Origin of the sequence: Tsukamurella sputi, from assembly GCF_007858445.1 — a bacterium.
Lineage (GTDB): Bacteria > Actinomycetota > Actinomycetes > Mycobacteriales > Mycobacteriaceae > Tsukamurella > Tsukamurella sputi.
The window spans coordinates 774,797-787,759 of record NZ_VIGV01000002.1 but is presented as its reverse complement, the minus strand read 5'-3'; the positions used below and the strand labels follow the sequence as shown (position 1 = coordinate 787,759).

Below are 12,963 nucleotides of genomic sequence, written 5' to 3'. Positions count from 1 at the left end.
CGTTTCTGCCCTCAGCGGAGCCGGGCGTGCCGGGGGACGGTTCGGCCGGTGCCGTTCGTTAGTGTCGATGTCAGCAAAGAAAGGCAGGGTGCAGCGGATGACTTCCAACCCCATCATGCGGACCGGACTCGCCGGTTTGAACCTCAACGATTCGGTGTACAGCCGCCTCCTGGAGTCGCGGATCATCTTCCTCGGTAGCGAGGTGAACGACGACATCGCGAACCAGCTCTGCGCGCAGATGCTGCTGCTGTCGGCGGAGGACCCGACCAAGGACATCAACCTCTACATCAACTCGCCCGGCGGCAGCATCTCCGCCGGCATGGCGATCTTCGACACCATGGAGTTCGTGGAGTGCGACGTCGCGACCTATGCGATGGGCATGGCCGCCTCGATGGGTGAGTTCCTGCTCGCCGCGGGCACCAAGGGCAAGCGCTACGCACTGCCCCACGCGCGCATCATGATGCACCAGCCGTCCGCCGGAATCGGTGGCACCGCGGCCGACATCGCGATCCAGGCCGAGCTGTTCCGCAAGACGAAGGTCGAGATGAACCGGCTCAACGCCCAGTTCACCGGCCAGCCGGTCGAGAAGATCGAGATCGACGCGGACCGCGACAAGTGGTTCACCGCGGAAGAGGCCCGCGACTACGGCTTCGTCGATCACGTCGTCAGCCGCGCCAGCTCCGTCAAGTAGCGAGAGGACCACTTACATGACCGACGGTATCCACAGCCCCTACTCGCACCCCGCCCTGCGGCTGCCGCAGCAGCGCTACGACGTGCCGCAGTTCATCGAGCGCGCGCCCAACGGCAACGAGCGGGTCACCAACCCCTACGCCAAGCTCTTCGACGAGCGGATCATCTTCCTCAAGACCCAGGTCGACGAGGTCTCGGCGAACGACGTGATGGCACAGTTGCTGGTGCTCGAGTCGCAGGACCCGGACCGCGACATCACGATTTACATCAACTCGCCCGGCGGTAGCGTCTACGACGCGCTCGGCATCTACGACACGATGCAGTACGTGCACTGCGACGTGGCGACCGTGGTGCTCGGTACCGCCGCGTCCGCCGCGGCGATCCTGCTGGCCGGCGGTACGCCCGGCAAGCGCGCGGCCCTGCCCAACTCGACGGTGCTCATCCACCAGCCGCGCACGGGTGGCGGCGCCCGCGGTCAGGTCTCGGACCTGGAGATCCAGGCCAACGAGATGGAGCGCGTGCGCAACCGCCTCGACGAGATCCTGGCCACCCACACAGGCCAGACCGTGGAGCAGATCCGCAAGGACACGGACCGCGACAACATCCTCACGGCCGATCAGGCCAAGGAGTACGGGATCATCGACACGGTCTTCCCGTACCGCAAGGCGTCGGCGAAGTAGTCCGCAGGACACGGGGGTCGCGACACGCCGCGTGAGCGGGTTCCGCGGCCCCCGGTGTCACCTGCAGCAAGCTATTCATATCGGTCGCCGGGACGGAAGTTCGCGGGTACCGTCGTAAACAGGCGCCACCCGCTGAGCAACGGGGCGGGCGAGTCATCAGCAAGGGAAGTGGGCACAGGGCATGGCACGGATCGGGGACGGCGCAGACCTGTTGAAGTGCTCTTTCTGCGGAAAGAGTCAGAAGCAGGTCAAGAAGCTGATCGCGGGCCCCGGCGTGTACATCTGCGACGAGTGCATCGACCTCTGCAACGAGATCATCGAAGAGGAGCTGGCCGAGACCAGTGACGTGAAGCTCGACGAGTTGCCCAAGCCCGTCGAGATCCGTGACTTCCTCGACAACTACGTCATCGGTCAGGACTCCGCCAAGCGGAATCTCGCGGTGGCCGTGTACAACCACTACAAGCGCATCCAGGCCGGCGAGCGCAAGGACGCGCGCGGTGAGGGCGTGGAGTTGGCGAAGTCCAACATCCTCATGCTCGGCCCCACGGGCTGCGGCAAGACCTACCTCGCCCAGACTCTGGCGAAGATGCTCAACGTGCCCTTCGCCATTGCCGACGCCACCGCGCTGACCGAGGCCGGCTACGTGGGTGAGGATGTGGAGAACATCCTCCTCAAGTTGATCCAGGCCGCGGACTACGACGTCAAGCGCGCCGAGACCGGCATCATCTACATCGACGAGGTCGACAAGATCGCCCGCAAGAGCGAGAACCCGTCGATCACTCGCGACGTCTCCGGCGAGGGCGTGCAGCAGGCGCTGCTGAAGATCCTCGAGGGCACGCAGGCCAGCGTCCCGCCGCAGGGCGGCCGCAAGCACCCGCACCAGGAGTTCATCCAGATCGACACGACGAACGTGCTGTTCATCGTGGCCGGCGCCTTCGCCGGGCTGGAGAAGGTCGTGGGTGACCGGATCGGCAAGCGCGGCATCGGTTTCGGCAACGAGGTGCGCACCAAGAGTGAGGTCGACTCGGTCGATCACTTCGCCGACGTGCTGCCCGAGGACCTGATCAAGTTCGGCCTGATCCCCGAGTTCATCGGCCGCCTTCCCGTCATCGCCTCGGTCTCGAACCTCGACAAGGAGTCGCTGGTCTCGATCCTCTCGGAGCCGAAGAACGCTCTGGTCAAGCAGTACCAGCGCCTGTTCGAGATGGACGGCGTCGAGCTCGAGTTCGACGAGGACGCCCTCGGCGCCATCGCCGACCAGGCCATCCATCGCGGCACCGGCGCCCGTGGCCTGCGCGCCATCATGGAGGAAGTCCTCAACCCCGTGATGTTCGACATCCCGTCGCGCGACGACGTGGCGAAGGTCGTCGTTACCGGGGAGACGGTGCGCGACAACGTACTTCCGACGATCGTGCCGCGTAAGCACTCTCGCGGCGAGCGGCGCGAGAAGAGCGCCTAGGCTCGACTGACGTGTGCCCCCGGCCGAGTATCGGCCGGGGGCACACGTCTTCGCTACCGGCTGCGTTGCACGCGCTTCTCGTGCCAGACGGGCTCGTCGGCCTCGCGGACCGTGCCGTCGGAGCCGAAGACCAGGAATCGGTCGAAGGTCCGCGCGAACCAGCGGTCGTGGGTGACCGCCAGGACGGTGCCCTCGTAGGCCTCCAGAGCGATCTGGAGCGCCTCGGCGCTCTCGAGATCGAGGTTGTCGGTCGGCTCGTCGAGCAGGAGCGCGGTGCTCCCCTCGAACTCGAGCAGCAGCACCTGGAAGCGTGCCTGCTGCCCGCCGGACAGGCTCTCGAAGCGTTGATCCGCCTGGCCGTGCAGCTCGTAGCGACGCAGCGCGGGCATGGAACGTCCGAGATCGGCCGCGTGCTCGTGGCGGAGGATCTCGACGAGCGTGCGCCCCTGCAGCTCCGGGTGCGCATGCGTCTGCGCGAAGTGTCCGGGGACGACGCGCGCGCCGAGCGCCGCGGTGCCGGTGTGCGCCACGTCCTCGCCGGCGAGCAGTCGCAGGAAGTGCGACTTCCCGGAGCCGTTCGAGCCCAGCACCGCCACCCGCTCGCCGTAGAAGACCTCCAGATCGAAGGGCTTCATCAGGCCGGTCAGTTCCAACCGCTTCGCCGTCACCGCGCGGACGCCGGTACGCCCGCCGCGCAGCCGCATGGCGATCTGCTGTCGTCGGGGCGGCTCCGGCGGGGGACCGGCCTCTTCGAACTTCCGCAGTCGCGTCTGCGCCGCCGAGTAGCGGGAGGCCATGCCGTCGTTGAACTTCGCCTGCTCGCGCAGCGTGAGGACCAGCTTCTTCAGTTGTTGATGGCGTTCGTCCCACCGGCGCCGGAGTTCGTCGAACCGGGCGAAGCGCTCCTCCCGAGCGGCCGGGAAGGTGGCGAAGCCGTCGCCGTGCACCCACGCGTCCGCGCCGCCCGGTGCGGGATCCACCGCGACGATCCGCGTGGCGGCACGTGCGAGGAGTTCCCGGTCGTGACTGACGAACAGCACCGTCTTCGGGGTCTGCCGCAGCTGATCCTCGAGCCACTCCTTGCCGGGGACGTCGAGGTAGTTGTCGGGCTCGTCGAGCAGGAGCACCTCGCTGTCGCCACGCAGCAGTGCCTCGAGGGCCAGTCGCTTCTGCTCGCCGCCGGACAGCGACGTGAGCCCGCGCCACTGGGCGCGGTCGTAGGGCACTCCGAGCGCCGCGACGGTGCAGGCGTCCCACAGGGTCTCGGCCGCGTATCCGCCTGCGTCGCCCCACTCGGCGAGCGCGGTTGCGTACCGCATCTGGTTCGCGTCGCCGTCGTCGTCCATCAGCGCGAGCTCGACCGCGTCGAGCTCGCGCGCGGCCTCCTGGAGCCGGGGCGCGGAGACGGACAGCAACAGATCACGCACGGTGCGGTCGTCACGCACCGACCCGATGAACTGCGGCATCACGCCCACGCCGCCGCTCGAGGTCACCGTCCCGCCGTGTGGTTCCAGTTCGCCCGCGAGGAGCCGCAGCAGCGTCGTCTTCCCTGCGCCGTTGCGGCCTACGAGCGCCGCCACCACACCGTCGCCGACCCGGAACGAGACATCACCGAGGAGCGCCCGCCCGTCGGGCAGGTAGTACTCCACGTGCGTCGCCTCGAGATGTCCCATATGCCCCATCCTGTCGTTCACGGGAGGGAATGCGCCACCGCTTTTCCGTGTCGGGGCCGCGCCTGAAGCCCCACGCCGGGCGCGCGCGTGCACTGACTAGAATCGTGGGGTGACTACTGAGCCGCAGAACGCCGTCGACCGCCTCCCCGCCGCCTGGGAGCCCGGTGCGGTAGAAGCGGACATCTACGCGGGGTGGGTCGACGCCGGGTACTTCACCGCCGACAACAGCTCGCCCAAGCCGGCCTTCTCGGTGGTCCTGCCGCCCCCGAACGTGACCGGCAGCCTGCATCTCGGTCACGCGCTCGACCAGACCATCACCGATGCGCTGTGCCGCCGCAAGCGGATGCAGGGCTTCGAGGTGCTCTGGCTGCCCGGCACCGACCACGCCGGCATCGCGACGCAGTCGCTCGTCGAGAAGCAGCTCGCAGCCGAGGGCACCGACCGTCGCGAGATCGGCCGCGAGAAGTTCCTCGAGCGCGCATGGGCCTTCAAGGAGGCCAGTCACGGCAACATCACCGGGCAGATGCGCCGCATCGGCGTGGGCATCGACTGGTCGCGCGAGCGGTTCACCATGGACGAGGGCCTCTCCCGCGCCGTGCAGACCATCTTCAAGCAGCTCTTCGACGCGGGCCTGATCTATCGCGCGGAGCGCCTCGTCAACTGGTCGCCCGTGCTGCAGACCGGCATCTCCGACCTCGAGGTCGATCACAAGGAGGTCGACGGTGAACTCGTCTCCTTCCGGTACGGATCGCTGAACGACGATGAGCCGCACATCGTCTGCGCCACCACCCGGCTGGAGACGATGCTCGGCGACACCGCGATCGCCGTCCATCCCGAGGACGAGCGCTACCGCGCCCTCGTCGGGACCACGCTGGAGCACCCCTTCCTCGACCGTCGCATCCCCGTCGTGGCCGACGACTACGTCGATCCCGAGTTCGGTTCCGGCGCGGTGAAGATCACCCCTGCGCACGATCCGAACGACTTCGCACTCGGCCAGCGGCACGACCTGCCCATGCCCACGATCATGGACGAGACCGCCCACATCGTCGGCACCGGAACGCAGTTCGACGGCCTCGACCGGTTCGCGGCCCGCAAGGCGATCCGTGACGCCCTCGCCGAACAGGGCCGGATCGTCAAGGAGGTGCGCCCGTACCGGCACAGCGTCGGCCACAGCGAGCGCTCCGGCGAGCCGATCGAGCCGCGGCTGTCGATGCAGTGGTGGGTCAAGGTCGATCAGCTCTCCAAGGCCGCCGGCGACGCCGTCCGCAACGGTGACACCAGGATCGTCCCCGAGTCGCTGGCGCCGCGGTTCTTCGACTGGGTCGACGAGATGCACGACTGGAACATCTCCCGCCAGCTGTGGTGGGGCCACCGCATCCCCGTCTGGTACGGCCCGGCCGACGCCGAGGGCAACCGCGACGTGGTGTGCTGCGGCCCCGAGGACACCCCGCCCGCCGGTTACGAGCAGGACCCGGACGTCCTCGACACCTGGTTCAGCTCCGGCCTGTTCCCCTTCTCGACGATGGGCTGGCCCGATCGGACCGCCGATCTGGCCACGTTCTATCCCACGTCCACGCTGATCACGGGCTACGACATCATCTTCTTCTGGGTCGCCCGGATGATGATGTTCGGCACCTTCATCGGCGACGAGCCGTCCGCGCCCGGCAAGGTCCCCTTCCGCGAGGTCCTGCTGCACGGGCTCGTCCGCGACGAGTTCGGCAAGAAGATGTCGAAGTCGAAGGGCAACGGCATCGACCCGCTCGACTGGGTCGACGAGTACGGCGCCGACGCGCTGCGCTTCACCCTGGCCCGCGGCACCATTCCCGGCGCCGACCTCAACGTGGGCGCCGACGCCGCGGCGTCGTCGAGGAAGTTCGCCACCAAGCTGTTCAACGCCACCAAGCTGGCACTGATGAACGACGCCCACGTCGGCGACCTCCCCGCCCGCGACGCGCTGACCGACGCCGATCGCTGGATCCTCGACCGCCTCGCCGCGGTTCAGGCCGAGGCCGACGCGGCCTTCGACGCCAATGAGCTGGGTAAGGCCTGCGAGGCCCTGTACCACTTCGCGTGGGACGAGTTGTGCGACTGGTACCTCGAGGTCGCCAAGCTCCAACTGCACGCCGCGAACGACAACGGCGACGAGGCGCTGGGCGCGAACACCCGCCTCGTCCTCGGCAAGGCCCTCGATGTCGTCCTGCGCATGCTGCACCCGACGATGCCCTTCGTGACCGAGGTGCTGTGGAAGGCGCTCACCGGAGGCACCTCGCTGGTGATCGCCGAGTGGCCGTCGCTCGACTGGGCGCCGGCCGAGATCCCCGCCGACGGCGTCGAGTCCGCCCGCCGCTTCGCCGATCTGCAGCGACTGGTCACCGAGATCCGCCGCTTCCGCAGCGACCAGCTGCTCAAGCCCGGCCAGCGGGTCGCGGCCCGGCTGACCGGCCTCGACGAGGCCGGGCTCACATCGCTCGCCCCCGCGGCCGCCAGCCTGTGCCGGCTCACGCCGCCGGAAGAGGGCTTCGCGGCGACCGCGTCGCTCGAGGTCCGCCTCGTGGGCGGCACCGTCACCGTCGAACTGGACACGTCCGGCACCGTCGACCTGGGGGCGGAGCGGGCGCGCCTGGAGAAGGACCTCAAGGCCGCGCAGAAGGAGCTCGACGGGACCACCGCGAAGCTCGGCAACGAGGCCTTCCTCGCCAAGGCGCCCGATGCGGTCGTCGACAAGATCCGCGCGCGGCGGACCGTCGCGCAGGAGGAGGTCGAGCGACTGACCGCCCGGATCGCCCAGCTCGGCGGAGGCGCCGCGTGACGGTCCCCGCCTTCGCCGCCGACCCGGAGGACCTCGCCGAACTCGCGCAGGTCGAGGCGGAGCTGGATCAACGCTGGCCCGAGACGAAGATCGAGCCCTCGTTGGCCCGGATCTCGGCGCTGATGCAGTTGCTCGGCTCGCCGCAGGACGCGTACCCGTCGATCCAGGTCGCAGGAACCAACGGCAAGTCCTCGACGGCGCGGATGATCGACTCGCTGCTGCTGGCCTTCTCGCGCCGCACGGGCCGGATCACGAGCCCGCACCTGCAGCTCGCCACCGAGCGCATCGCGGTCGACGGTGCGCCGCTCACCGCCCGGCAGTACGTGGACACCTATCGCGAGCTCGAGCCGTACATCGAACTCGTCGACCAGCAGTCCGAGGCGGCCGACGGCCCCCGGATGAGCAAGTTCGAGGTGCTCACGGCGATGGCCTTCGCGGCGTTCGCGGAGGCCCCCGTCGACGTGGCCGTCGTCGAGGTCGGTCTCGGCGGCACCTGGGACGCCACGAACGTGGTGACGGCCGAGGTCGCCGTGATCACCCCTATCGGTCTCGACCACGTGGAGATCCTCGGCCCCGACCTGGCGTCGATCGCAGGGGAGAAGGCGGGCATCGTCAAGCGCGCCCCCGAGCGGCTGATCCCCAAGGACACCGTGATGGTGGTGGGCAGACAGGAGCCCGAGGCGATGGACGTGCTGCTGCGCAGGGCCGTCGAGACCGATGCCGCCGTCGCCCGTGAGGGTTCCGAGTTCATGGTCGTCGAGCGGCGCGTGGCCGTCGGCGGACAGCAGCTGACCCTGCAGGGACTCGGCGGCGTCTACGACGACGTCTTCCTCCCGCTGCACGGCGAGCACCAGGCGAACAACGCCGCGGTCGCGCTGGCCGCCGTCGAGGCCTTCTTCGGCGCGGGCGCCGACCAGCAGCTCGACATCGACACGGTGCGCGAGGGTTTCGCGAAATCTGCTTCGCCCGGCCGTCTCGAGCGGGTCCGCAGCGCCCCGACGGTGCTCCTCGACGCCGCGCACAATCCACACGGCGCGCAGGCGCTCGCGCGGACCATCGAGACGGAGTTCGGTTTCCGCACCCTGATCGGCGTGGTCTCCGTCCTCGCGGACAAGGACGCCGTCGGCGTGCTCACGGCGCTCGAGCCGGTGCTCGACACGGTCGTCGTGACCCACAACGGCTCGCCCCGCGCGCTCGAGGTCGAGCGTCTCGCCGCCATCGCCGAGGAGATCTTCGGCGAGGACCGGGTCGTCACCTCGCCCACCATGGTGGACGCGGTCGAGACGGCCGTCGCACTCGCCGATCAGGAGTCCGACGATGAGGACGGACCCGCCTCGGGTGTCGGTGTCCTCATCACAGGTTCCGTGGTCACCGCGGGTGCCGCGCGCTCGCTGTTCGGAAAGGAACCCCAGTGACCGAGCCTCAGCGGTTCACACCGCCGCCCAGGGACCCGTGGAAGAGCTTCCGCGGCATCCTCTCGGGCACGTTGATCCTCGAGATGATCGTGATCCTGCTGGCCCTGCCGGTGGTGATCCGGCTCTCGCCGGGCCTGTCCGGGCTCAAGGTGGCGTACGTGCTGATCCTGGCCGCGGCGTGCTTCGCCGGGTGCATGGTGGTCAAGAAGTCGTGGGCGATCCCGGCCTTCTGCGCGATGCAGCTCGCGGTCATCGCCGGCTTCTTCGTGCACTGGGGGATCGGTGCGGTCGGCATCGTCTTCGCCCTCGTCTGGGCGTACATCGCCTACATCGAGCGCGACGTGCGCAAGCGGATGGCCGAGGGCCGGCTCCCCGGACAGGAACCCGTCACCGAGTGACGTGGTGCCCGACGGTGCCGCTACGCTGTTGCCCGTGACTGAGCGGACTCTGATTCTCATCAAGCCCGACGGCGTGCGGCGCGGCCTGTCCGGGGAGATCCTGGCGCGCATCGAGCGGAAGGGCCTGACCATCGCGGCCCTCGAACTCAAGCACGTCTCGACCGAGGTGGCCGAGGGCCACTACGCCGAGCACAAGGAGAAGCCCTTCTTCGGCTCCCTGCTCGAGTTCATCACCTCCGGGCCCGTGGTGGCCGCGGTGCTGGAGGGCCCGCGCGCGATCGCGGCGTTCCGCCAGCTCGCCGGAGGCACCGATCCTGTGGAGAAGGCCGTGCCCGGCACCATCCGCGGCGATTTCGGCCTGGAGACCCAGGAGAACCTCGTGCACGGCTCCGACTCGCCCGAGTCCGCCGCTCGCGAGATCGCCCTCTGGTTCCCCGGTCTCGCCTGACCTGCGAGAACCTGTTCCTCCCACCTGATCCCGACGGGCCCGCCCGCGCGAACCGCGCGGCGCGGGCCCGATACTTTTCCGCACTGCCTGTGGGGTGTGGGATACTGACATCGGACGCACGTCGGCGCGCGCAACCGCGCAGCACCGACCGGCCCGGCTGACCCGCAGAACCAGGGGTCCGCGTGCGCCACGCACGAGACACGTGCAGACCTTGACAAACGTGGGGCGGTAGGAGCACTTCCTTCGCCCGCACCACATGACACGCCCCCGCGTGGCCGCGACCGAAGGTGATCGCGCCCGGGGGTCGGTAGGAGTATTGAGTGGCCGACACAACGTCGCCGGAAGAACAGAACAACGAAGCTCGGGAGGAGTTCCCGCAGAAGCTGCGCGTCCACGCGCTGGCGCGTCTGCTGGGCCTCACCAGCAAGGAGGTGCTGGGGCACCTCGGCGAGCTCGGCTTCGTTGCGCGCAGTGCGCACTCCAGCATCGATCGCAGCGCCGCCGAGCGCGTGCGCGACCGCATCGCCGAGGCGGCGGGCGCACCCGCGGCGGACCACGACGCCGATGCCGCCGAGGTTCCGCAGCAGCCCGCGGAGGAGGCGCCCGCGCAGGCCGCCGCCGAGGCGACGCCGTCGCTGTTCTCGGCCGCTGCCGTCGCCGAGCCCGTCGTCGTGGAGCAGACCCCGGCCGCCTTCGACGCGAACGCGCCCCTGTTCCTGCAGCCCGAGCAGGTCGAGAAGCCCTCGCGCAAGGCGCGCGCACCGAAGTCGCAGGACGTCGAGCCCGTCGCTGAGAAGGCCGAGGCCCCCGGTGCGGACATCACGGAGACGGCGGAGGCCGATACCGAGACCGCCGAGGCGGCTCCGTCGACCGAGCAGAACGACGACGAGCCCGGCGGCAACCGTCGCCGTCGCCGCGGCCGGCGCGGTCGTGGTCGTGGTCGCGGTGAGAACGCCGAGGAGCAGGACGGCCAGGAGCAGTCCGATCAGGCGGAGGACGCGGACGCCGCCGAGCGGCCCGCGACCCCGTCGAAGTCCGACGGCGCAGCGACCGACGAGTCCGACGCTGAGCAGAAGTCCGACGACGCGCAGGCGGACGAGTCCGAGTCCGATGATGTCGAGGACGTGACCGACGGCGGCTCGCGTCGCCGTCGGCGCCGCCGTCGCCGCCGCGCCGGCACGGGGGAGGACGGGGCCGAGGCCGAGTCCTCGGACGATCCGCCCAACACCGTCGTGCACGAGCGCGAGCCGCGGCAGCGCACGCGCCGCGACGAGGTGCGCGGCATCAGCGGTTCGACCCGCCTCGAGGCGAAGCGCCAGCGCCGCCGCGACGGCCGCGACACCGTGCGCCGCCGCCCGCCGATCCTCACCGAGTCCGAGTTCCTCGCGCGCCGCGAGGCCGTCGACCGCGTGATGGTGGTGCGCGAGCGCACCGGCGTCGGCCCGTCCGAGGGGCAGGACGGGCACACCGTCCCGCACCCGCAGGACTACACCCAGGTGGCCGTGCTCGAGGACGGCGTGCTGGTCGAGCACTTCGTCACCTCGTCGAGCTCCGCTTCGATGGTCGGCAACATCTACCTGGGGCGCGTGCAGAACGTGCTGCCCTCGATGGAGGCCGCCTTCGTCGACATCGGCCGCGGCCGCAACGGCGTGCTCTACGCCGGTGAGGTCAACTGGGACGCCGCCGGCCTGGACGGTAACGCCCGCAAGATCGAGCAGGCGCTCAAGCCCGGCGATCAGGTGCTGGTGCAGGTGTCGAAGGACCCGGTGGGTCACAAGGGCGCCCGTCTCACCACCCAGATCTCGCTCGCGGGCCGCTTCCTGGTCTACGTACCCGGCGGCGGCTCCGCCGGCATCTCGCGCAAGCTGCCCGACACCGAGCGCAAGCGCCTCAAGGAGATCCTCAAGGAGATCGTGCCCGCCGACGCCGGCGTGATCATCCGCACCGCCTCCGAGGGCGTCAGCGCCGAGGAGCTCGCGGGCGACGTCGCGCGGCTGCAGGCGCAGTGGGCCGAGATCGAGGCCGCGTCCTCGCAGAAGGGCGTCAAGGCGCTCTACGAGGAGCCGGACCTGCTGGTCAAGGTCGTGCGCGATCTGTTCAACGAGGACTTCAGCAAGCTCGTCATCGAGGGCGTCAAGCCCTGGAACACCGTCGAGAAGTACGTCTCGACCGTGGCGCCCGACCTGCTGCCGCGCGTCGAGAAGTTCGAGAAGGCCCACGCCGACGCACCTGACGTCTTCGCGACCTACCGCATCGACGAGCAGCTCGCGAAGGCGATGGACCGCAAGGTCTGGCTGCCCTCGGGCGGCACGCTGGTCATCGACCGCACCGAGGCGATGACGGTCGTGGACGTCAACACGGGCAAGTTCACCGGCGCCGGCGGCAACCTGGAGGAGACCGTCACGCGGAACAACCTCGAGGCGGCCGAGGAGATCGTGCGGCAGATGCGCCTGCGCGACATCGGCGGCATGATCGTCGTCGACTTCATCGACATGGTCCTCGAGTCCAACCGCGACCTCGTCCTGCGCCGCCTCACCGAGGCGCTGGGCCGCGATCGCACCCGCCACCAGGTCTCCGAGGTCACCTCGCTGGGCCTCGTCCAGATGACCCGCAAGCGGATCGGCACCGGCCTCGTCGAGGCCTTCTCCACGCCGTGTCAGGCGTGCGCGGGCCGCGGCATCATCGTCCACGACGCCCCGGTCGAGTCCGCGGGCGGCGGCGAGGACGGCGGACGCTCCGGCGACAAGGCGGAGGGCTCGGGCCGCAAGAAGCGCAAGCGCACCAAGTCCGACGGTGCCGCCCAGGCTCAGGCCCCGGCCGCGCCTCCCGCCCCCGCCAAGGAGCCGGCCGCCCACAAGGGCGAGCACCCGATGTTCCGGGCGATGGCCGCCCATCACGACGGCGAGGCGCCCGAGCAGGACGACGCCGGCGAGAACGCCACCGTCGAGCGGGAGACCGCGGTTGTGGAGACCCCCGCGGCCGAGGCGACCACGGAGTCGGCGAACGCTCCCATCGAGACCGCAGAGTCCCCCGCCGATGCGGCGACTGCGGCTCCCGTTGAGCCGGCTGCGGCTCCCGAGGCGACGGCACCGTCGACGCCGCGACGCCGGCGGGTGGCACGCAAGTCGCCCACCACAACCTCGGCCGCGCCGCAGACGATCGTCGTGGACATCGCCGCCCCGGCGGCCGACGCCCCCGCGGCCGCGACGGACAGCGCCGGTGCGTCGGTGGCCGAGCCCGCCCGCAAGCGCGCTCGGCGACGGGCCGCGGCCCGACCGGCCGGGCCGGCGGCGGGCGGAGCCGAGAACGACGGTGCCGACAGGGCGGACCAGCCGGTTTGACCCTGCCGTCGGCGTTCCCGTAACCTGGGAAGGTCGCTTTTCCGGCGGCG

The 12,963-nt window shown here is 70.0% G+C and carries 9 protein-coding genes; 8 read left to right on the top strand and 1 reads right to left on the bottom strand.

What is annotated here, in order from left to right; all coding sequences use genetic code 11:
- The first annotated feature begins 97 nt into the window (after positions 1-97).
- From FK268_RS08995 to clpX, 3 genes are all read left to right on the top strand, one after another.
- Positions 98-691, top strand: a complete 594-nt coding sequence (locus tag FK268_RS08995; protein WP_146433210.1) for an ATP-dependent Clp protease proteolytic subunit — start codon at positions 98-100, stop codon at positions 689-691.
- Positions 692-707: 16 nt separating this feature from the next.
- Complete coding sequence (locus tag FK268_RS08990; protein WP_146433208.1) at positions 708-1,370, top strand: ATP-dependent Clp protease proteolytic subunit; 663 nt, start codon at positions 708-710, stop codon at positions 1,368-1,370.
- Positions 1,371-1,551: 181 nt separating this feature from the next.
- Positions 1,552-2,829 (top strand): ATP-dependent Clp protease ATP-binding subunit ClpX, encoded by a 1,278-nt coding sequence (gene clpX, locus FK268_RS08985; protein ID WP_146433206.1) that lies wholly within the window; start codon positions 1,552-1,554, stop codon positions 2,827-2,829.
- A 53-nt stretch (positions 2,830-2,882) separates the two neighbouring features.
- Here the strand turns inward: clpX and FK268_RS08980 are convergent, their stop codons facing one another.
- Complete coding sequence (locus tag FK268_RS08980; protein WP_146433204.1) at positions 2,883-4,502, bottom strand: ABC-F family ATP-binding cassette domain-containing protein; 1,620 nt, start codon at positions 4,500-4,502, stop codon at positions 2,883-2,885.
- A 109-nt stretch (positions 4,503-4,611) separates the two neighbouring features.
- On the opposite strand from FK268_RS08980, the gene FK268_RS08975 reads away from it, so the two are divergent.
- From FK268_RS08975 to FK268_RS08955, 5 genes are all read left to right on the top strand, one after another.
- Complete coding sequence (locus tag FK268_RS08975; protein WP_146433202.1) at positions 4,612-7,311, top strand: valine--tRNA ligase; 2,700 nt, start codon at positions 4,612-4,614, stop codon at positions 7,309-7,311.
- Entirely contained in the window at positions 7,308-8,726 is a 1,419-nt protein-coding gene (folC, locus tag FK268_RS08970; protein WP_146433201.1) for a bifunctional tetrahydrofolate synthase/dihydrofolate synthase, read from the top strand. Before FK268_RS08975 ends, folC begins: the two co-directional genes overlap by 4 nt.
- On the top strand, positions 8,723-9,124 hold the full coding sequence (locus FK268_RS08965) for a DUF4233 domain-containing protein (RefSeq protein ID WP_146433199.1): 402 nt from the start codon (positions 8,723-8,725) through the stop codon (positions 9,122-9,124). Before folC ends, FK268_RS08965 begins: the two co-directional genes overlap by 4 nt.
- A gap of 34 nt (positions 9,125-9,158) precedes the next feature.
- On the top strand, positions 9,159-9,572 hold the full coding sequence (ndk, locus tag FK268_RS08960) for a nucleoside-diphosphate kinase (RefSeq protein WP_068524796.1): 414 nt from the start codon (positions 9,159-9,161) through the stop codon (positions 9,570-9,572).
- Positions 9,573-9,892: 320 nt separating this feature from the next.
- Complete coding sequence (locus tag FK268_RS08955; RefSeq protein ID WP_146433197.1) at positions 9,893-12,913, top strand: translation initiation factor IF-2 N-terminal domain-containing protein; 3,021 nt, start codon at positions 9,893-9,895, stop codon at positions 12,911-12,913.
- Positions 12,914-12,963 lie beyond the last annotated feature (50 nt).

Excerpts from the sequence above, each read along its gene's own strand:
- FK268_RS08995 (WP_146433210.1), top strand. The coding sequence starts at position 98 with ATGACTTCCAACCCCATCATGCGGACCGGACTCGCCGGTTTGAACCTC.
- FK268_RS08990 (WP_146433208.1), top strand. The coding sequence starts at position 708 with ATGACCGACGGTATCCACAGCCCCTACTCGCACCCCGCCCTGCGGCTG.
- clpX (WP_146433206.1), top strand. The coding sequence starts at position 1,552 with ATGGCACGGATCGGGGACGGCGCAGACCTGTTGAAGTGCTCTTTCTGC.
- FK268_RS08980 (WP_146433204.1), bottom strand. The coding sequence starts at position 4,502 with ATGGGACATCTCGAGGCGACGCACGTGGAGTACTACCTGCCCGACGGG.